General features: G+C 64.2%; 16 protein-coding genes. 13 read left to right on the forward strand and 3 right to left on the reverse strand.

Annotation, left to right across the window (positions count from 1 at the left end; genetic code table 11):
- Window positions 1–1,068 precede the first annotated feature (1,068 nt).
- From FBR05_10015 to FBR05_10025, 3 genes are read left to right on the forward strand one after another with little or no spacing between them, the layout of a single operon-like run.
- The gene (locus FBR05_10015; GenBank protein MDL1872530.1) at window positions 1,069–2,259 is read left to right on the forward strand and encodes an ATP-binding protein; all 1,191 of its coding nucleotides are present in this window, start codon (window positions 1,069–1,071) and stop codon (window positions 2,257–2,259) included.
- Window positions 2,260–2,305: 46 nt separating this feature from the next.
- Window positions 2,306–5,185: an excinuclease ABC subunit UvrA gene (uvrA, locus tag FBR05_10020; GenBank protein ID MDL1872531.1), complete on the forward strand. Its 2,880-nt coding sequence runs from the start codon at window positions 2,306–2,308 to the stop codon at window positions 5,183–5,185.
- Window positions 5,186–5,218: 33 nt separating this feature from the next.
- Window positions 5,219–5,737, forward strand: a complete 519-nt coding sequence (locus tag FBR05_10025) for a hypothetical protein (GenBank protein ID MDL1872532.1) — start codon at window positions 5,219–5,221, stop codon at window positions 5,735–5,737.
- A gap of 20 nt (window positions 5,738–5,757) precedes the next feature.
- Here the strand turns inward: FBR05_10025 and FBR05_10030 are convergent, their stop codons facing one another.
- A complete protein-coding gene (locus tag FBR05_10030; protein ID MDL1872533.1) occupies window positions 5,758–6,960 on the reverse strand; it encodes a hypothetical protein in 1,203 nt (400 codons plus the stop codon).
- A 265-nt stretch (window positions 6,961–7,225) separates the two neighbouring features.
- On the opposite strand from FBR05_10030, the gene FBR05_10035 reads away from it, so the two are divergent.
- The 8 genes from FBR05_10035 to FBR05_10070 all read left to right on the forward strand — a co-directional run bounded on the left by FBR05_10035 (window position 7,226) and on the right by FBR05_10070 (window position 15,677).
- The gene (locus FBR05_10035) at window positions 7,226–8,050 is read left to right on the forward strand and encodes a hypothetical protein (protein ID MDL1872534.1); all 825 of its coding nucleotides are present in this window, start codon (window positions 7,226–7,228) and stop codon (window positions 8,048–8,050) included.
- 169 nt (window positions 8,051–8,219) lie between these two features.
- Complete coding sequence (locus FBR05_10040) at window positions 8,220–8,603, forward strand: RNA-binding protein (protein ID MDL1872535.1); 384 nt, start codon at window positions 8,220–8,222, stop codon at window positions 8,601–8,603.
- Window positions 8,604–8,673: 70 nt separating this feature from the next.
- Window positions 8,674–9,474, forward strand: coding sequence for a hypothetical protein (locus tag FBR05_10045; protein MDL1872536.1), 801 nt, complete (start codon window positions 8,674–8,676; stop codon window positions 9,472–9,474).
- Between the two features lie 95 nt (window positions 9,475–9,569).
- On the forward strand, window positions 9,570–10,472 hold the full coding sequence (locus FBR05_10050; protein MDL1872537.1) for a TIGR01777 family protein: 903 nt from the start codon (window positions 9,570–9,572) through the stop codon (window positions 10,470–10,472).
- A 61-nt stretch (window positions 10,473–10,533) separates the two neighbouring features.
- Entirely contained in the window at window positions 10,534–11,691 is a 1,158-nt protein-coding gene (locus FBR05_10055) for a pyridoxal phosphate-dependent aminotransferase (protein MDL1872538.1), read from the forward strand.
- 109 nt (window positions 11,692–11,800) lie between these two features.
- Window positions 11,801–13,363 (forward strand): FAD-dependent thymidylate synthase, encoded by a 1,563-nt coding sequence (locus FBR05_10060; protein ID MDL1872539.1) that lies wholly within the window; start codon window positions 11,801–11,803, stop codon window positions 13,361–13,363.
- Window positions 13,364–13,372: 9 nt separating this feature from the next.
- Window positions 13,373–15,196 carry a hypothetical protein gene (locus tag FBR05_10065; GenBank protein ID MDL1872540.1) on the forward strand — a complete coding sequence of 608 codons (1,824 nt, stop codon included), beginning with the start codon at window positions 13,373–13,375 and terminating at the stop codon, window positions 15,194–15,196.
- Window positions 15,197–15,233: 37 nt separating this feature from the next.
- Window positions 15,234–15,677 carry a hypothetical protein gene (locus tag FBR05_10070; protein MDL1872541.1) on the forward strand — a complete coding sequence of 148 codons (444 nt, stop codon included), beginning with the start codon at window positions 15,234–15,236 and terminating at the stop codon, window positions 15,675–15,677.
- A gap of 72 nt (window positions 15,678–15,749) precedes the next feature.
- Here FBR05_10070 and FBR05_10075 read toward each other — a convergent pair whose 3' ends face one another.
- On the reverse strand, window positions 15,750–16,565 hold the full coding sequence (locus FBR05_10075; GenBank protein MDL1872542.1) for a hypothetical protein: 816 nt from the start codon (window positions 16,563–16,565) through the stop codon (window positions 15,750–15,752).
- 236 nt (window positions 16,566–16,801) lie between these two features.
- On the opposite strand from FBR05_10075, the gene FBR05_10080 reads away from it, so the two are divergent.
- Window positions 16,802–17,521 carry a hypothetical protein gene (locus tag FBR05_10080; protein MDL1872543.1) on the forward strand — a complete coding sequence of 240 codons (720 nt, stop codon included), beginning with the start codon at window positions 16,802–16,804 and terminating at the stop codon, window positions 17,519–17,521.
- 18 nt (window positions 17,522–17,539) lie between these two features.
- On the opposite strand, the gene FBR05_10085 is transcribed toward FBR05_10080, so the two are convergent.
- A complete protein-coding gene (locus FBR05_10085) occupies window positions 17,540–18,181 on the reverse strand; it encodes an MBL fold metallo-hydrolase (GenBank protein ID MDL1872544.1) in 642 nt (213 codons plus the stop codon).
- Window positions 18,182–18,269: 88 nt separating this feature from the next.
- Here FBR05_10085 and FBR05_10090 point away from each other — a divergent pair.
- On the forward strand, window positions 18,270–20,864 hold a 2,595-nt coding region (locus tag FBR05_10090), incomplete at its 3' end, for a bifunctional acetate--CoA ligase family protein/GNAT family N-acetyltransferase (GenBank protein MDL1872545.1).

Raw genomic sequence — 20,864 nt, forward strand, 5'->3', positions numbered from 1 at the left:
GGATGCAAGGCCAGGCGCAGATCGCCCCGCTTTGTAACACCAGCTCTTCGTCGCCGGTGGCCCATCCTTCGAACGGTTCTTCCCTCGCGCCCGCCGGCCAAGGCGGCGCTCGCGCGCTAAGCCTCCTGCCAGGCGGAGCGGGCGCAGTGGCGGCGACCCTCGGTTCCCTGCTGCCCGGCGCCGCGGCCCCGGCGGCGGTCGCTTCCGCGGTCCTGACAAATCCGGCGATCGCCGAGCAGCTCGCGACCATGATCGAGCAGCGCACCGCCGGCACCCCGCTGGAAGGCGTGCCCACCGAAGGTATTGTGAGTTTCGTGCAAAGGAATGCAGGTCTTCCGGCCGGCACCTTCGAAGACTTGTTGCGCCTGCGTATCCTGGCGGACGCGCTCCCACTCAACGGCTTCACCGGAAACCTCTTCGGCACTTCCACCTCGGTGGCGACGCTCCTAGCCGAGGACATCGGCCGGGTCTTGAACCGCGAAGGCGGCTCCGCCTCGGAAGTCGCCCCGGTCGGCGGCGAGGCCCCGGTCCTGGCCAACGGCGCCGCGAATCTCCCCGGCTTAGAGTCCGCGGTGCCCGCCGACGGCGGCGCCCCGGTGCGCGTCGCCCATGTCGCTTCCGCCCTTCCGGAAGGCGCCTCCCGCGAAGGCTTCGGATTGAACGCGGTTTCCTTCTTCGTCCCCGCCCTGCTCACCAGCCTCTCCGGCATGCAGGGCCTGACCTCCAACCCCAGCAGCCTGGGGCCGACCCCGCTGGCCACCTTGGCCATGGGCCTGAGCGGCCGCAGCACCTACCACGTCGACGGTCCCACCACGGTCGACGAGGACGGACATCAGGGCTTCGGCGGAGGATCGCAGGGCGGCGGCTCGAACCACGAGGGCGGCGAGGGCCGCGACGAGCGTCGCGAGAGCCCCGATTCTTACCTGGCTTAAGTGGGCCGCCCTTTTCCTCACCTCATCTAACTTTGGTTTTCTTATCCCTATCCGGCTGATTGCGCTGGATGCCCAACGGTATTTTTTTCTTAAAAAAATTAAATAAAATCAATATATTGACAATTTTGCAATCAGGATGCATTATTTCCTCATGTGGATCGAGAGAAACATCTCCCCCACGGTCGAGAGGCTATTCCGAAGTTTTCCGGCCATTTTGATCACCGGTCCAAGGCAAGTCGGCAAGACCTCTCTCTTGCGCCACCTGTTTCCCCAGGCCTCTTACCGGAGCTTCGACATCCCCTCGCTGGCCCGCCAAGCGGAGGAAAATCCGCAGGACTTTTTCTCGCAGCTCGACGAGCCGCTCTTGATCGACGAAATCCAGTATGCGCCCTCGCTGTTCCGCCAATTGAAGATCCGCATCGATGCCGATCGCCGGCCCGGCAGATTCCTTTTGACGGGCTCCCAGACCTTTCCACTCATCCAGGGAATCTCCGAAAGCCTGGCCGGGCGCTGTGCCGTGCTTGAAATGCACTCGCTTTCCTTTTCGGAGGTCTCGGCTAGCTTCCCCGAATTTCCCGACCAAAAATATCTCGTGCAGGGCGGCTACCCCGAGCTCTACAGCGGGAACATCCTCAAACCCGGCGACTGGTACTCCTCTTATTTGGCGACCTACCTCGAAAGGGACGTGCGAAATTTAAAAAATGTCGGCGACCTGCGCGACTTCGAGAGGCTGCTGCGCGCCGCCGCGATTCGAACGGGACAACTGCTCTCCTACTCCGATCTGGCTCGTGACGTCGGCGTTTCGCCCAACACGGCCAAGCAATGGATCTCGGTGCTGGAGGCCTCCGGCCAGATTTTCCTTTTGGAACCCTATCACCGCAGCTTGGGAAAGCGCCTGGTCAAGTCGCCGAAATTATATTTCATGGATACGGGCCTAGCGGCCTTTCTTGTCGGGGTGCAGACCTGGGAAGAGCTGCAACGCTCGCCCTTGGTCGGCGCCTTTTGGGAGAACCACGTATTGGCGCAGTTGCTGCGGCACTTCCACGACAGGGCCGAGCGCCCGCCGATTTGGTTTTGGAGGACCGGATACGGCGAGGAAGTGGATTTCCTGATTGAAAAGGCTGGCCGTTTCATCGCGATCGAATGCAAGCTCAGCGAAAATCCGCGCGAGGATGCCTTGAAGGGCTTCATGGCTCTCCAGACCTTTTACAAGGGAGATGCCATCGAAAAGGGGCTCATCGCCTGCCGCACTCCCCACCCCTTCAAGTTCGCCGATAGCGCCTATTGGGCGATCCCGGGAAGCGAGATCGAGAAGTTCCTGGAATAAGCAGCCCTTGACCCCAATGCCCTTGGACAGCTAGTCGTTAGGGCTTATGGAGCCTCAGGCGATTATCGTTAAGGGTGCCCGCCAGCACAATCTCAAGAACATCGACGTCCACATCCCGCGTAACCGTCTGGTGGTAATCACCGGGCTTTCCGGCTCGGGGAAGTCCTCACTCGCCTTCGACACGCTCTACGCCGAGGGGCAGCGGCGCTATGTGGAGTCGCTCTCCGCCTACGCGCGGCAGTTCCTCGAGCAGATGGGCAAGCCGGACGTCGACACCATCGAGGGCCTCTCGCCGGCCATCTCCATCGAGCAGAAGACGATCAGCCACAACCCGCGCTCCACGGTCGGCACCGTCACCGAGATCTACGACTACTTCCGCCTGCTCTTCGCGCGGGTCGGCACCCCCACCTGTTACCAGTGCGGGAAGGAGATCCGCGCCCAGACCGTCACCCAGATGGTCGATCACCTGATGAAGCTGCCGGAGGGCACCAAGCTGCACCTGCTGGCCCCGCTGATCCGCGGCCGCAAGGGCGAGTACGGGCAGATGCTGCAAGGGCTGCGCGGCAAGGGCTTCGTCCGCGTCAAGATCGACGGGCAGACCTACCTGCTGGAAGAGGTCCCCTCGCTGGACAAGAAGAAGAAGCACGACATCGACCTCTTCGTCGACCGCCTGGTGATCAACTCGGGCGTCAAGACCCGGCTCGCGGATTCGCTGGAGACGGCGCTCAAGTTCGGCGAAGGCATCGCGAAGGTGGAGTTCCTCCCGGAAGGCGCGAAGCCCGCGGCCGCGCCGCTCCTGTTCAGCGAGAAGTTCGCCTGCATCGACTGCGGGATCAGCTTCGCCGAGATCTCGCCGCGCCTGTTCAGCTTCAACAACCCCTTCGGCGCCTGCCCCGAGTGCAAGGGGCTGGGCAGCAAGATGTTCTTCGACCCCACGCTGGTCGTGCCCAACCCGCACCTCACGATCGAAGAGGGCGCCGTTGCGCCCTGGTACTCGAAGACCTCGACCTATTATCCCAACATCCTGAACGCCGTCGCCCAGCACTTCAAGTTCCGCACCGACATTCCCTACGAGAGGCTCGCCAAAAAACACCAGGACATCGTGATGAACGGCGCGGGCGACGAGGAGGTCCGCTTCACCTACGAGCGCAACGGCCGCAAGCAGCACTACACCGCGACCTTCGAGGGCGTGCTGGCCAACCTGAAGCGCCGCTACGGCGAGACCGACAGCGACTGGATGCGCCAAGAGCTGGAAAAGTACATGGCCTTCCAGGACTGCGAGCTCTGCGGCGGCAGCCGGTTGAAGCGGGAGGCCACCGCGGTCAAGATCAACGGCAAGGCCATCCACGAGATCACCTCCCTCTCGGTCAAGCAGTGCCTGGAGACGCTGGGGAAGCTGAAACTGGGCAAGAAGGAGATGCAGATCGCCGAGCGCATCTTAAAAGAGCTGAACGAGCGCCTCACCTTCCTGCACAACGTCGGGCTCGACTACCTCTCGCTGGACCGCCGCAGCGGCACCCTCTCCGGGGGCGAGGGCCAGCGCATCCGGCTGGCGACCCAGATCGGGTCTTCCCTGGTCGGCGTCCTCTACATCCTGGACGAGCCCAGCATCGGCCTGCACCAGCGCGACAACACCAAGCTCTTGGAGACCCTCAAGCGCCTGCGCGACCTGGGCAACACGGTGCTCGTCGTCGAGCACGACGAAGAGACCATCCTCGAGTCCGACTACGTCATCGACATGGGCCCCGGGGCGGGCGTCGAGGGCGGCTACCTGGTCGCCCACGGCACGCCGTCCCAGATCATGGCGGATCCCGCCTCGGTGACGGGGGAATTCCTCTCCGGAAAAAAATCGATCCCGCTTCCCGAGCAGCGCCGCAAGGGCAGCGGCGAAAAGTTGAGCATCCTGGGCTGCTCGGCCAACAACCTGAAGAACTTGAACGTCGACATCCCGCTGGGCACCCTGACCTGCATCACGGGCGTCTCCGGCTCCGGCAAGTCGACGTTGATCAACGACACCCTCTACAAGGCCCTGGCGCAGAAACTGAACCAGAGCCGCGAGGTCCCCGGCAAATACAAGGAACTGAAGGGCCTCGAGCACATCGACAAGGTCATCAACATCGACCAGACCCCGATCGGCCGCACCCCGCGCAGCAACCCGGCGACCTACACGGGGCTCTTCACGCTGATCCGCGACCTCTTCGCCGAGCTGAACGAGTCTAAGATGCGCGGCTACAAGCCGGGCCGTTTCTCCTTCAACGTGAAGGGCGGGCGCTGCGAGGCCTGCGAGGGCGACGGGATGATCAAGATCGAGATGCACTTTCTGCCCGACATCTACGTCGAGTGCGAAGAATGCAAGGGCCTGCGCTACAACCGGGAGACCCTCGAGGTGCAGTACAAGGGCAAGTCCATCGCGGAGGTCCTCAAGATGTCGGCCGCGCAAGGCATGGAGTTCTTCGCCAACATCCCGACGGTCAAGCGCAAGCTCAAGACCTTGGTGGACGTGGGCCTGGGCTACATCGAGCTCGGCCAATCGGCGACGACCCTCTCCGGCGGCGAGGCCCAGCGCATCAAGCTGTCCCGCGAGCTGAGCAAGGTCTCGACGGGCCGCACCTTCTATATTTTGGACGAGCCCACCACCGGCCTGCACTTCGCCGACATCCATTGTTTATTGGAAGTGCTCCAACGCCTCGTCGAAGGCGGCAACACGGCGGTGGTGATCGAGCACAACCTCGACGTCATCAAGACCTCCGACCACATCATCGACCTGGGCCCCGAGGGCGGCGACGAGGGCGGCACGATCGTGGCCACCGGAACGCCGGAGCAGATCGCGGCAAATCCTAAAAGCTACACCGGGCAATATCTAAAGAAGGTATTGGATAAAGAGTCGCTTCGAAAAAACGGAAAGCGAAGCCGGGCCGCAGTTTAAACTGGATACCCAAGGATCGGTGCCGGGGATTTTTTGGCGCCCCCTACGGCCGACAGGCCTAGGGAAATCGTCCTCGACAAGGCCCCCCAAGGCTGGGAAAATGCCAACGGCTCCTCGTCGAAGCAGGAGAAATCGAACCGCATGCCTTCCTTCCGAAAATACTTGTCGTTCACCATTCTAGGCTCCGCCCTTGCCTTCACGGCCGTCGAGGGCTTAACGGCCGACCTCTCCCTCGAAAACATTCCGCAGTATCCCGGCTCGACGCGGCTCTGCAACGAGCACGTCTCCGGCGAGAAGATGCACATTCAGTGGAAAAGTTTCGCGAGCGGCGATTCCGTCGCGACCGTGACGGAATTTTTCGAGAAAAGGCTCGGGGCTCAAGCCGTCGGCGGGGAGCATGCCTCCAGAAAAATTACTCCCCCGGGAAATGCCGACTTGATCCTTACGATCTACCCCAAACAGAGCGAAGGGAAATTCCCCTCTTGCGCACAAAAACCGGACCCCTCCGCGAAGACGGTCATCCTGATCTCCCAGGCCATCCGCAAACCTTGAATCAGGAGTATCCCCATGGCTCAACGCCAAACGGCGCCATCCCTGGAATCACCCGGCTCCCAAACCACCGAGCGCAGCGTCGGAACCTTGGCCTGCTTCTTGAAATCGTCGGCGAACTCGTGCGCCGCCCCGAAGATCAAGGCCGCCTTCGCGCCGCGTTCTTTTTCCAGGAGGTGCATCACCTCGCGGACAGCCATCGTCTCGCGGGCGTCGAAGACCTCCGGGACGTTTTTCTCCAATTGGATGATCCAACCGTAATCCTTGACCGCCTCCTCGGGGGCCAAGGCCTCGCGGCCGGTCCCCTTATAGAGCCGGCGATAATTTTCCTCGGCCTCCTCTTCGGTCCAGGTCTTGTGGAGGAACACCTCATCGCGGAGCGCGGCGTAGATCATGCCCGCCCCCGCCTCCAACAATAGCTTTTGCTGGCTCGCGTTCAGCTCCCGCGGGATTCCGGATGGAAACACGTTGCGAATCAACTGAAAGGGCCCGGGACGCGGATGGAATTTGGAGCGCGGCGGATAATCCTCGGCCAGGGATTCCAAAAAGATGTGATTCGGTTTCTCCCTTTCGAGCTCGTTCAGGATATGCCGCTGGTAGTCGGCGACCTCGCGCGCCTCTTGGGAGGTCAGGCCGGGGAAATCGTGCATTTGCCGGATATAGAGGACCCGTCCCGCAGAGTCGTTGCCGTTGATCTCCAATTTTTCCCGCCGAACCCATTGCGCGACACCCCGGAAATGCTCTTCGGACCTCGAGCGGCAGGCGGTCAACAATCCCGCCGCGGCGGGCAGGACCGCGCGGCGGGTCAGGGGCACCAGGCCGCTCCAGCCGCGCTGCATTCGGAAGGCCGCGCTCAGCGCCCAATGGCCGAGACGGCTCGCGCCGATCCTCAAAAAAACGCCTCCCGCCGCCATGGGAAGCCAAAGCTTTGGATCGGCCAAACTTCGGGCGCCGTCCGCCAACCAACGCTCCGCGCGCAAGCCCCACGGCGCCTCGCGCCCCGAGAGATGTTGCCGGGCGCGACTTTGGACGGAAGGCGTCGTGCTGTCGCCGAGCTTGATATAGAGGGAGCGCGCCGTTTCGCCGAATCCGGCCGACTCTAGACGATGCGCGAAGCCCAAAAGGCCCCGATCGCGCAATTCGGGATCGGTCTCTCGGAGCAGAGATTGGTATTCCGCGTTTAAGGCCGTCGATCGGACGCCTAGCGGCGAGGCGCTTGCCTTCATGTAACCCCCTTAAGCCCTATTCGCGTGGAGACAGTCTGGTATCGGCCCGACGGCCCAAAGGTTGCCGGGCGGCTTGCCTTTGTCGGCCGCGCGGTCTAGGCCGATACAGACCGGAAGGGGGGATTCCATGACTGTGTCAAAGACCGTGCGATGCTTCCTATACCTGCTGCCGCTCTTGCTCGCCTCGGCCTGCGGCTCGGGAGGCGGCTCCAATGGAGCCCAGACCCAGAATACCGGGGGTTCCGGGGCCGCCAACGGCGGCAGCCTGGGCGACTGCGCCATTTTCCCCCCCGACAACCCCTGGAACCGCGACGTCTCCCAGGACCCCGTCGACCCCAACTCCGACGATTATATCGCCCACATGAACGGCGACTCCGAGAACCTCCACCCCGACTTCGGCAGCAACCCCGACTACGGCATCCCCTACACGACGGTGAAGGGCGACCAGCCCAAGGTCCCGGTCTCCTTCAGCGAGGCCGACGAGAGCGACCCCGGGCCCTATCCCATCCCCCCCGACGCCCCGGTCGAGGCCGGGGGCGACCGGCATGTCTTGGTCTTGGATACGGATAACTGCATTCTGTACGAAATGTTTGCGGCCGAGTATGTCGGCCCGGGTTGGGAGGCCTTCTCCGGAGCCATTTTCAATTTAAATTCCAATGCCTTACGTCCAGACACCTGGACCTCGGCCGATGCCGCCGGCCTGCCCATCCTCCCGGGCCTGGTCCGCTACGACGAGGCCGTCACCCAAGGGGAAATCCGTCACGCCCTCCGCTTCACCGTCGCTTCGACCCAGCGGGCCTTCATCCACCCGGCCACGCACCAGGCCGGGGACACGACCGACCCCGACGCGCCGCCCATGGGCCTGAGGGTCCGGCTGAAGGCCAATTTCGACACCTCCGGCTTTACCGGCGCCTCCCGGGTCGTCCTGGAGGCCCTCAAAAAGTACGGGATGTTCCTGGCCGACAACGGCAGCGATTGGTTCATCTCGGGGGCCACCGACGCCCGCTGGGACGACGAGGACCTCGAGCAGCTCAAGACGGTCCCCGGAAACGCCTTCGAGGTCGTACAAACCGGGCCCCTGCATTACTAATTGCCAGGTTTTGGGACTCATGATAGTTTTTGCATTGCATTCTGACCCTAATGAGTTGCTGGATTGGCAGTCGACCCACCTGTTTTTCGGGCCTACCGTTTCTTTCCTAGCCCCATTCAGAGAAAGATGCCGAACCAAAAACCCCTTTACCCTAAAGGAGCTCTCTAAAATGAGCAAAAAACTCTATGTGGGCAGTCTTCCCTACTCGGTCGACGACGCTCAACTGAATGAACTGGCCGCACCCTACGGCGCGGTCCTCTCCGCGAAGGTCATCAAAGACAAATTTTCGGGCCAATCGAAAGGCTTCGGTTTCGTCGAGATGGAAAACGACGGCGAGGCCGAGGCGGCGATCAACGCACTGAACGGCAAGGAAGTCGGCGGCCGCACCCTGAAGGTGAACGAGGCCCGCCCGATGGCCCCCCGCAGCGGCGGCGGTGGCGGCGGTTTCGGCGGCGGTGGTGGCGGCGGCGGTGGCCGGCGCTTCGGCGGTGGCGGCGGTGGCGGCGGTCGCGATCGCGGTCCCCGCGGCGGCGGTGGCGGCGGCCGCTGGTAAGCCCAAACGCATTTCTGCAAAACCCGTCCCGTTTCCCGGGGCGGGTTTTTTTATGTCTTGAACGAAAACCATGCTGATCCTCCTCGTCCTCGCCATCCTCGCCTACGGGCTCTTGGCCTATTTCTTCCTGCCCTTTTTCTGGCGGCACTACGGCGCGCAGCCCGCAATGTCCGCCTCGCCCGCGGTGACGCGCACCAAGGAAGGCCTGCCGGGCGACCCGCTCAACGTCGGCCTGATCGGCGACGAGACCGAGCTCCAGCAGGCCCTCGCCGCGGCCGGCTGGCTCCCCGCCGATCCCCTGCGCCTGCAAAGCCTCTGGGGCATGGCGAAGACCCTGGCCCTGAAAAAGCCCTATCCCCAGGCCCCCATCAGCCACCTCTATCTCTTCGACCGCAAGGAAGACCTGGCCTTCGAGAAGGTGGCGGGCCGCACCTTGAAACGGCGCCACCACGTCCGCTTCTGGCGCGCCGACTCGCTGGGCCTCCCCGGCCGTCCCTTCTGGATCGGCGCCGCGACCTTCGACGTCGGCATCGGATTCAGCCATTACACGGGACAGATCCTCCACCACATCGCCCCCGACGTGGATGCCGAGCGGGACCGCCTGATGGCCGATCTGCAGGCGGCGGGGCGGCTCGAATCCCGGCACTCGGTGTCCGGCATCGGCCCCACGCTGAACGGACGCAACGGCGAGGGGGATTGGTATTACTCCGACGGCGACGTGGCGATCGGCGTCTTGCGAGCGGCCTCGGAGGCGACATCGGCAGGGCCCCGCCTCGTTCCCCCGCCCGCCGCCGTGGCCGTGAAAAACCGTCTCTGGGCGGGCCTGCGCCGCCTCCTCTCCAGGGTCGCCGGCAAGGGCCGCGGCGACTAATTTTCCTTGCGTCGGAAGGGGGGTTTTTGGATAAGGGACGCGGCTTTCGCCGCCCGGGGAATGTCGATTCGACCTCGGAACAAAGGGAAGAATATATGAGAATTTTGATCACCGGCGCCAGCGGTTTGGTCGGTTCCGCGCTTCGCGAGCGCCTGAGCTCCCAAGGCCACACGATCAGCCGGCTCGTCCGCCACCCCGCCAACGCCTCGCGCGGCGAGGCCTACTGGAACCCCGAGGGCGGCAGCGTCGACAAGACCGGCCTCTCGGATTTAAAGCCCGAAGTGGTCGTCCACCTCGCCGGCGAAAACATCGCCTCCGGCCGCTGGAACGAAACCCGCAAGCGCAAGATCCGCGACAGCCGCGTCAACGGCACCCGCGCCCTGGCCGACGCACTGGCCCACCTCGAGAACAAGCCCAAGGCCTTGATCTGCGCCTCGGCCGTCGGCTTCTACGGTTCGCGGGGCGACGAGCCCCTCACCGAAGACAGCCCTCCAGGCGAGGGCTTCTTGGCCGAGGTCTGCCAGGCCTGGGAAGAGGCCTCCGAGTTGGCCGCCAAGGCCGGCATCCGCACGGTCAACCTCCGCCTCGGCGTCGTGCTCAGCCCCGAGGGCGGGGCCCTCAAGAAGATGCTGCTCCCCTTCAAGCTCGGTCTGGGCGGCGTCATCGGCAGCGGCCAACAGTATTGGAGCTGGATCGCCCTGGACGACGTCGTCAACGCCTTCGACTTCGCCATCCAAAACGAGACCCTGCGCGGCCCGGTCAACGTCATCGCCCCGGATCCCGTCACCAACAAAGAATTCACCAAGACCCTGGGACGGGTGTTGTGGCGCCCGACCTGCTTTCCCTTGCCCGCCTCCACTGCGCGGATGTTGATCGGCGAGATGGCCGACGCGCTCTTGCTGTCCAGCGCGCGCGTCGTGCCGGCCAAGTTGGAGAAGGCGGGGTTTAAGTTTCAGTATCCGGGGTTGAGGGAAGCGCTGAAGCATCTGTTAAAATAATCACCGACGCCCGTGACCGAGCGACCTCCGTAGGGGCCGTTCGCGAACGGCCCCTACGGACGTGGCACACGAGCTCAACCCCATCGAACAAACTCACCGCCGCCTGACTGCGGCCGGAAAGAAGATCCTCCGCCTCTACGCCGGCAATCCCAACGACCAAGGCTTCCACTTCCCCGGCGCGATCCTCGAAAAGGCCTACCGAGATTACTTCCAAAGACAAGACTACCGCCCCCACCCCAAGGGCCTGCCGCAGGCCCGCCAAGCCATCGCAAATTATTACGCCGGGCAGGGCGCCGCGCTGGACCCCGAGCACCTGATCCTCACCTCCGGCACCAGCGAGTCCTTCTTCTACCTCTTTTCGCTGCTCGCCGGTCCGGGAGACAACCTGCTGGCCCCCGTGCCCGCCTATCCGCTCTTCGATTCCATCGCGACCTTGGCGCGCGTCGAGCTGCGGCACTACCCGCTGCGCGAGGACCGCGCCTGGGCCATCGACTTCGACACGCTGGAGCGCCGCGCCGACGCCCGGACTCGCGCCGTCCTCCTCGTCTCGCCCAACAACCCCACCGGCGCCGTCGCCTCGCCGGAGGAGATCGCCAAGCTCGTCGCCTGGGCCGACGCCAAAGACCTCCCGTTGGTCTGCGACGAGGTCTTTTCCGAATTTTACTTCGGCCCCGACGAATTCCCCCGGCCCATGGCCCTGGAAAGGCCGAGGCTCTGCTTCACCTTGAACGGCCTCTCCAAGATGTTCGCTCTGCCCGGCCTCAAGCTCAGCTGGATCGCCTTGAGCGGCGAGCCCGCGCGGGTCGCGCCGGCCTTGGACCGCCTCGAGACGATCGCGGACACCTTCCTCTCCTGCCACATCCCGATCCAGGAGGCCCTGCCCTCCCTCTTCGCCGAAGGGGCCCCTTTCCTGGCGGATTATCGCCGCGAGGTCCACCGCCGCCGCGACCTGGCCGTCGCCTTGTTGCGGGAAGAACCGGCCCTGCGCTTCCACCCACCCCAAGGCGGCTTCTACCTCACCCTCTCGGTGGCCAAGGAGATGCCCTTCGACGAGGAGGGCTTCGTCATCCGGCTCATGGAGGAAGAGGGCGTCTTCCTGCACCCCGGCTACTTCTACGACGACGAGTCCGGGACCCACCTCGTCCTGTCCTATCTCGCCCAAGAGCCCGAGCTGCGCACCGGCATCGCGGCCCTGCGGCGCTTTATCCACAGATATTGAAAGGGCTTCCCTATCCCCACTTAGACACTTCGGCACCTCGACACGCCGGCACTTGGCTGTTGACGCCCCCGGGTAAATTGCCTAGTCCTGGAGGCAGGAGATCCTTTTCATGGAGACCCCCGCCTCTCCTCCCCCCAAAGTGACGCTCGAGGCCGTCATCCGCGATCCCTACGACCTTGCGGTCGCGACCGCGCGCACCTGCTACTCGGCCAAGGGGGTGATCCGGGTGCCCGACGTCAACAAGGACGAAAAGGCCCGCGCCCTGCGCGACAAGATCGCCGCCAGCACCCGCGAGGCCGGGCACCTGACCACGCGACAGCACGCCCACTTCGTCTTCTCACTGGAGAACGTCTCGCGGCAATTCATCTGGTCCTTCCTGCACTCGCACCCCTATTACAACAGCGAGCAGGTCTCGCAGCGCTACGTCAAGGTCGCGCGCGGCCGCTACACCGTGCCGCCGATGGACGAGGCCCAGCGGCGCGTCTACGAAGACGCCGTCGCCGCGCAGATGGCGGACTATGAGAAATTGATCGAGCTGCTCCTGCCCCGAGTGAAGGAAGAATACTTTCAAATCTTCCCGGTCCGGCAAAAGTACCTCGACCGCTACGAGCCGGTCCTGAAGAAAAAGGCCTACGAGGTCGCGCGCTACGTCCTGCCGGTCGCGACCCACGCCTACCTCTACCACACCGTGTCCGCCCTAACGCTGATGCGCTACCACCGCCTGATGGACTGCTACGACACGCCCTGGGAGCAACACCAAGTCGTCGCGCAGATGGTTGCGGCCGTCCTCGAGCTCGACCCCGAATTCGCCCGCGAGCTCTCCGACCCGCTGCCGCCGGAGCAGACGCCGGAATTCCGCTGGATGCAGGCCTTCCATGACAAGACTCCGGTACACGAAAATTACCTGCGCGAATTCGACGCCTCGCTCGAGGGGCACTACGCCGCGCTGATCGACTACAAGGCCCACGCCCCCCAGACCCTGGCGCAGTCGGTGCGCTCGGTCTTGGGCGTGACGCGGGCCCAGCTCTCCGACGAGCAGGCCATCGAGGCGGTCCTGAATCCCGCGCAAAACCGCTTTCTAGCCGACACGCTCAACGTCAACACCCTCTCCAAGCTCTCGCGGACGCTGTTTCACGTGCACTACACCTTCCGCAAGAAGATCAGCCACACGGCCGACTCGCAGGACCAACGCCACCGCATGACGCCGGCCTCGCGTCCCCTGCTCGAGGCGCACTACACCGGGCGCCCCGACTACATCGTCCCCCTGCTGATCCGCGAAAACGAGGCCGCCCTCGAGCTCTACCGCGCCTCGATGGAGGCGAGCTTCGCGGCGATCAACCGCCTGCTCGACATGGGACTGAAGAAAGAATTCGCGCTCTACCTGCTCCCCAACGCCTTCCCGATCCGCTTCGAAGAATCGGGGGACCTGCTCAACCTGCACCACAAGTGGCACACCCGTGCGTGCTACACGGCGCAGGAGGAGATCTTCTACGCGACGATGGACGAGCTGAAGGCCGTGAAAAACGTGCATCCCTCCTTGGTACGCCACATCCTGGCCCCCTGTTACATCCGCAAGCACGCGGGCGTGAAGCCGATCTGCCCCGAAGGCGAGCGCTTCTGCGGGGTCAAGGTGTGGGAAAAAGAGATCGAAGATTACCGCCGGGTCTTGTGATTTTTTATCATGGAAAACGCCAAGGACAGCGCCAACAACCTCGTCGAGATCTCCTCAAAAAAATTCCTGCTCGGATGCCTGATCCTCGCGATCGGAGTCTACTTTTTGGGCCGCCAGGTGGCCCTGCCGCCCGACTTGGTCGCCGCCGAGGTCTTTCTTACCGTGATCAGCCTCTTCGTCTTCGGCTCGATCCGCTACCGGATCGACAAGAACGCCATCACCTACGGCGCAGGGCTGGTCATCTTCGCCACCTTCTGGAACCTCTGGTGGCCGACCTCGCACCTGCGCCGGGGCCTTGAGACCGAAGGCCTCTCCGCCCTTTCGGCCTTCCTCAAACACTGGCTGCTCAGCCTCCACGGCTTGAACGAGCTGATCCACGCCGACACCATGCTCTTCATCCTGGGCCTGACCCTCTTCGTCGCGGCCATCGCGCAGACCCGGTTGCTCGAGACGATCAGCTTCTCGGTCCTGCAGAAAAACCGCGGCAAGGTCGCTCCGACCATCGCCATCCTCACCGCCATCGTGGCCTTCGCCTCGGGGATCCTCGACGGCGTCTCGATGATCGGCCTGATGATCCGCGTCATGGTGCTCATCCTGTTTTTGGCGAAGGTGAAGGACGACGCCGTGCTCTACGCGGTGATGGTTTCTACCATCGTGACCACCGTCTGCGGGATGTGGCTGGCCTACGGCGAGCCGCCCAACCTGATCATGAAGGCCAACCTCCACCCGCACTTGGACAACGCCTTCTTCCTTCGCTACTGCCTGCCGGTCGCCGTCGGCAGCTACCTGATCGTCTACTTCAACGTGCGCAGGCGCCTGAAGGGCAAGGTGGTCGACACGCAAAAGCTCGACATCCTCGACCTGCACACCGCCGACGTGCGCTTCCTGCAGGCCCTGCGGCACGGCCAAGTCCTGATCGCGGCCGAGTTCGTCGACTTCCACAAGGACGTCCTCGGCGACAAGCACCCCGCCGTCGACCGCCGTCTCCACGAGGGCGAGCCCTTGGGCGCGGCCTTGATCCGGGAAGGCGTCCCGGTGGAGGCGCGGCGCAAGCTGCTGGGGCTCTACGTCGCTGAAAATCTCGCCGAGGACTTGGACCTGCATTACCAGCACGAGGTCGCCGGGCATCACGACAGGAAGGACGCCTGCGCCCGCCACATCCAGGGAGTCTTGCGTTCGATGCGTCAACAGCGCGTCAAGGCCCAGTGGATCGGGGCCTTGGCCTTCATTCCCTTCGTCGCCTTTTTAGTCTGGCACGCCATCGACCACGACTTCCCCCTCTTTTACGCCTCCTTCGCCGGCTTCGCGGTCGCCTTCGCAGGGATCTACCGCCTCACCCGCATGCGGCGCCTGGCCCTGCACGACGCCAAGCACGAGTACATGGAGTACCTCTTTTTGCTGCCGCTCTTCTTCTCGATCACCCTGCTGCAAAAGACGGGCTTCTTCGCCCAGCTCTCCGAGCTGCTGCATGCCGGAATCAACTCGCTGGGCGTGCCGACCCTCGCTTATCTTCAATTCACCGGGGCGGCCTTCCTCTCGGCCATCCTCGACAACAACATCGTCGCCGATTTCGCCAGCCGGGCCCTGCACGGGCTCGAGTTGGGCACCCTGTACCTCTTCGCCATGGCCCAGATCGCGGGCTACGCGGCGGGCGGTTGCTGGACCCACATCGGCTCGGCCCAGTCGGTGGTGGCCTACGCCTTCATCCGCCGGGAGGTCGACGGGGGCTTCACGCCTTTTGCCTGGATTAAGGCGATGACTCCGATTATTATCGAGATCTTCTTACTGATGACGGTCGTCATTTACGGGGAGGCATGGCTTTCGCATGGATGATTGCAGCCGTCCGGACAATCCAAACGAGGAGGAAAACATGTCGGCCAATTCCCGACGCGCCTTTCTGATGAGCCTAGTGATTCCCTTCACGGTCAGCGCCTGCGGGCCCAAAAACGAGTCCGAGCAGGTGGCCAAGCAGTTCATGGAGGCCTACTACGTCAAGATGGACACGAAGGCCGCCTCCGAGATGAGCAGCGGACTGGCCGCCGACAAGCTGAAGCAGCAGCTGTCCCTGCTCCAGGGCGTAGCCCCCGATCCCGCCTCCGACAAGCCCCAGGTCGACGTGCGGCTGGCCAGCACCCCGCCCGCCGGCGCGGCCGACGAGGCCAGCTACATCTTCGAAGTGCACTCCAACGCCCAGGACATCGGCGGCCGCAAGGTCTTCGTGAAGGTCCGCCAGGAGGGCGGTAAGTGGCGGGTCAGCCAGTTCACCGAGGAATTCCAAGGCATGCCGCAGGCCCCCTCGCCCCCGGCGCCTTAAACCGAAGATTAATTCTCGAAAAAAAACCCCGTTCCGATTTGGAACGGGGTTTTTATTTGCCGAACGGCAAAATTATTTCTTCTTCTTGCCCTTCGTCGGGGCCTCGGCCGTGGCCGCGCTGGGCGCGGGCAGGAGGGCCTGGCCCGAGGGCTGGGCGCCATACATGGCGGCGAGCAAGGCGGTGGCCTTCGACTTCACCTCGGCGTTCGGCGAGCTGCTGGCCAGGGCATCCAAGCCCACCTTCAGCTCGTTATCCTTGGGATTGTCGCCGAACAGCTCCATGCCCTTCAAGGCGTTGAGGTATTGTTCGGGATCCAGGCCGCCGATCTTCACGTAGGAGGCCGGGCCCGCGGGATAGGGAATGATCTGCTCGTTGTAGGTGAAGGCGATCATCTTCGCGTGCCCGATCGCCTGCTCTTCCTTGGTGGTGTAGAAGAGCTTGACCTCGACCACGCCGCCCTTCTTGAATTGCTTCTTGAGGTCCTTGGGGAGAAAGACCGGGAGCTTGAGCCCGTTGACGAAGTGATCGTAGACCACGTTGCGATAGGGATTTTCGACCACTTCGACCGGGAGGATGGTCAGGCGGTAGAAGTCCTTGGACTTGCCTTCGTTTTCCATCGATTCCATCGCGACGTAGACGCCGCGGATGAAAAACTCGGGGCTCTTGCCGCGATCGGGCGGGTCCACCGCCTCCCACTTCAGCAAGCGAGCTTCCTTGACCGTGGGCGCGTCGGGATCGGAAGAGATCTTGGCGTTGTCGCCCGTGGCGGGCGCGGCCTTCGCGGCCCCGGACTTTTTCTTCGCGGCCAGGGCGTCGTGGAAGGACGCCGAGCCCGCCAGCAAGGCGCCGACCGCCAAAAAGGTTAAAGACTTTTTCCAAAGACTCATAGATTTTTCTCCTTTGAATTAAGCAACGGCTGATGAAAGAAAGCTACGCGCCAGCCCCAACGCGAGGCCTAAAATGAAAACCCCTGAAATTCGCCTTTCTATACTTTGAGTTAGGGCCGGAGTCAAAGGACTTCCCGGGGTTCCAACGGCCGATCTCCGGGAAAAAAAGGGATTGCCTAGCAGCGGGGCCGGTGTTTAGGATCCCCCCGCTTTTGAACCCTTTCAGGAGTCACGACATGGGGAAGGTCCTCATACTGCAAAACGCCCCGCTCTTTACCGCCGGCAGCTTCGAGGCCGAACTGAAGCGCCGCGAAATCCCTTACGAATACCGCAAGGTTTTTGAGGGCGCCAAAAACCTCCCCGCCCCCGACCAGGCCAAGCACTATTCCGGCGTCATCGCCCTGGGCGGCCCGCTCAAGCTGAAGGTCGACCGGGCCGAACAGGTCGAATGGCTCAATAAAGAGCTGTCCTTCCTGCGCGCCTGCCTCGAGGCGCACCTCCCGGTGCTGGGCGTCGGCCAGGGCGGCAACCTGCTTTGCCAGGCCCAGGGCGGCTGGGTGGCCCGGGCGCCGCAGACCGAGATCGGCTGGATCACCGCCGAGATCTACCCCGACTACTCCCGCAACAGCGTGATCTACGGGGAGATCGAAGAGAAAAAAATCCCCGTCTTCTGCTGGTACGACACCTTCAACGGCTTCCCGCCGCAGGGCTACTGGTACGTCACCAGCCCCAACTGCCGCTACCAGTCGACCGGCGTCAACGGCAACTGCTACCTCTTCAACTTCCACCCCGAGGTCACCGAAGAGCTGGTCGCCTCCTGGGTCAAAGAATACGGCGGCGAGCTGCCCCACAAGGAATACGGCGCCAAGTTGCTCGAAGAGACCAAGGCCCACCAAGAATTCACCTTGCGCCTCTCGCGCCGGATCATCCACGCCTTCGAGTCTTTCCTGAAATAATCGCTTCGGAGACTGCTTTTAAAAGGACCGGCGCAGGAAGGGATTGTGCCGTTTCTCCGCGCCGATGGTCGTCTCGGGCCCGTGTCCCGGGTGCACGACGGCGTCATCCCCCATCCCCATCAGCTTGTCTTTGATCGAGCGCAGGAGCGTCGGCATGTCGCCGCCCCAGAGGTCGGTGCGGCCGATGCTGCCCATGAAGAGCGTGTCCCCAGTGAAGACCTGCGGGCCCGCCTCGGTGGGCACGTAGAAGCTGAGGCTGCCCGGCGTGTGGCCGGGCGTGTGCAGGACCTCCATCTTGTAGTTCCCGAAGCTGAGGACGTCACGGTCCTCGATCCACTGCGTGACGGCGGGGACCGTAAAGCTGGGCAGACGGAAGAGCGCGGCCTGCATGGCGACGTTGTCGTAGAGGAAGGCGTCCTCGCGGTGCAGACAGACCTCGGCATGGGTGGCCCGATGCAGGCCCTCCGTCGCGCCGACGTGGTCCAAGTGCGCGTGGGTATGGACAAGGTACTTCGGCTTCCAGCCCTGCTCCCTTAAGCCTTGAAGGATGCGCTCCGCCTCGGCGCCGGGGTCGACGACGATCGCCTCTTTCGTGGTCTCGCAGGCCAGGATGCTGCAGTTGCATTGGAAGGGCCCGAGGGCCATCTTTTCGATAAGCATGGGCGGGTCCTAAACTCGGCCCGCGGGGCTGTCAACCGGCGATCATTACGATGGGCAGCGGAGGGGCCCTGACCTATAATCGCCGCAAATGGCCCAAGATCGCCGACAACCGGAACCGATTCACAACCTCTGGGGCCGTCCGCCCAGTCCGCTCGACCCGATCTTCTCGCCGGCCGCCATCGCCGTGATCGGCGCCACCGAGCGCGAGGGAAGCGTCGGTCGCGCCCTCCTGGAGAACCTGGCCCGTAGCTTCGCGGGGCAGGTCTATCCCGTCAATCCGAAACGCTCGGAGATCCTGGGGCAAAGGGCCTACCCTTCTCTGGCCTCCCTCCCCGGTCCCGTCGATCTGGCCCTGATCGCCACGCCGGCTGCCACCGTCCCCGGCCTGATCGCCGAGTGCGGCGCCGCCCAGGTGCGGGGGGCGATTATCCTCTCGGCAGGCTTCCGCGAGACCGGCCCCGCGGGCGCCGAGCTGGAGAGGCGCGTGCTGGCAGAGGCCCGGCGCGGCGGCCTGCGCCTGGTCGGCCCCAACTGCTTGGGCCTGATGCGCCCTTCCACCGGCCTCAACGCCACCTTCGCCTCGCGCTTAGCCCTCCCCGGCAAGGTGGCGCTCATCAGCCAGAGCGGCGCGCTCTGCACCTCCATCCTGGATTGGAGTTTGAAAGAAAGGGTGGGCTTCAGCGGCTTCGTCTCCATCGGCTCGATGCTGGACTTGGGCTGGGGCGACTTCATCGACTACTTCAGCGACGACCCCGAGACGCAGAGCCTGCTGATCTACATGGAATCGATCGGCGACGCCTCCGCCTTCCTCTCGGCGGCGCGCGAGGCGGCGCTGAAAAAGCCGATCATCGTCCTGAAGGCCGGCGCCAGCCCCGCCGCGGCCCACGCGGCCGCCTCGCATACCGGCGCCCTCACCGGCAGCGACGAGGTCTTGGACGCCGCCTTCCGGCGCGTCGGCGTCCTGCGCGTGCGGCGCATCGCCGAGCTCTTCCTGATGGCGGAGACCCTCGCGAAGCAGCCGCGCCCCGCCGGTCCGCGCCTCGCCATCGTGACCAACGCGGGCGGCCCCGGCGTGCTGGCGACCGACGCCCTGGCCTCGGTCGGCGGCGAGCTGGCCGACCTGGCTCCGGAAACCATGAAGAAGCTGAACGACTTCCTGCCCCCGCACTGGAGCCGCGGCAATCCCGTGGACCTGCTGGGTGACGCGGATCCCGAGCGCTATCTCCGCGGCGTCGCCGCGGTGTTGCAAGACCCCGGCGTGGACGGCGTCCTGGCGGTCCTCACGCCGCAGCAGATGAGCGAGCCGACCCGAACGGCCGAGGCCCTCGCCGATATCGGCGACCGCCAAGGAAAGCCCCTGCTGGCGAGCTGGATGGGGGGCGAGGAGGTTGAAGCCGGCATCGACGTCTTTAACGAGGGCGGGATCCCGACCTTCCCCTACCCGGACACGGCGGCCCAGGTCTTTCATTATATGTGGCAGTACAGCGCCCACCTGAAGAATCTGTATGAGACGCCCAGCCTCCCCCCGGGGGACGGCGCCGGCGCCCCGGACCGCGAGGCCGCCCGCGCCCTGCTGGAGCGGGCCCGCGCGGAGGGCCGGACCCTGCTGGACGAGGCCGAGTCCAAGGCCCTGCTCTCGGCCTATCGCATCCCCACCGTTCCGACGCGCATCGCCCGAGACGAGGAGGAGGCCGTCGCCATCGCCGAGTCGCTGGGTTTTCCGGTGGTGCTGAAGATCTTTTCCCGCAGCGTCACGCACAAGAGCGACGTCGGCGGGGTCCAGCTGAACCTGCTCGACGCGGTCGCGGTGCGCGAGGCCTTTCGCAAGATCGCCGCCAACGTCGCCGATCGCGTGGGCCCGAAGGCCTTCGAGGGCGTCACCGTCCAGCCGATGGTGGAGACGCGGGGCTACGAGCTCATCCTGGGCTCGAACTGCGACCCCCAGTTCGGCCCGGTCATGCTGTTCGGTTCCGGCGGAACCCTCGTGGAGGTCTATCGCGATCGGGCTCTGGCGCTGCCGCCGCTGACCACGACGCTGGCCCGAACGCTGATGTCGCAGACCCGCATCTACCGGGCCCTGCTAGGGGTCCGGGGGAGACCGCCCGTCGACCTGAAAGCCTTGGAAGGGCTCTTGGTCGATTTCAGCCGCCTCATCGTCGAGCAGCCCTGGATTCGCGAGCTCGACATCAACCCACTTCTCGTCTCGGAGACCGGGATGTTGGCCCTCGACGCCCGGGTGCTGCTGCACGAACTGCAACAAAGTCCCTCGCAGCTGCCGCGGGCGGCGATTCGACCCTACCCGCTTCAGTACCGCTGGGAGTTCCAGACCAGGGACGGAACCCTGGTCCGCCTGCGTCCCATCCGTCCGGAGGACGAGCCCCGGATCGCCGCCTTCGAGAGGGGCCTTTCGCCCGAGAGCGTCTTCTCCCGCTACTTCAGCACGCCCAACCTGCAGGAGCGCACCCGCCACGACCGCCTGGCCCAGCTCTGCTTCATCGACTACGCGCGGCAGATGGTCCTAGTGGCCGAGGCGCGCGACGCCGCGGGCCAGGCCTCGATCGTGGGCATCGGGCACCTGATCCGCATGCGCGGCGCGGAAGGCAGCGAGTTCGCCCTTTTGCTCTCCGACGCCTACCAGCGCCGCGGTCTGGGCACCGAGATGCTGCAACGCCTGATCGAGATC

This window comes from Deltaproteobacteria bacterium PRO3, assembly GCA_030263375.1.
In the GTDB taxonomy this organism is placed as follows: domain Bacteria; phylum UBA10199; class UBA10199; order DSSB01; family DSSB01; genus DSSB01.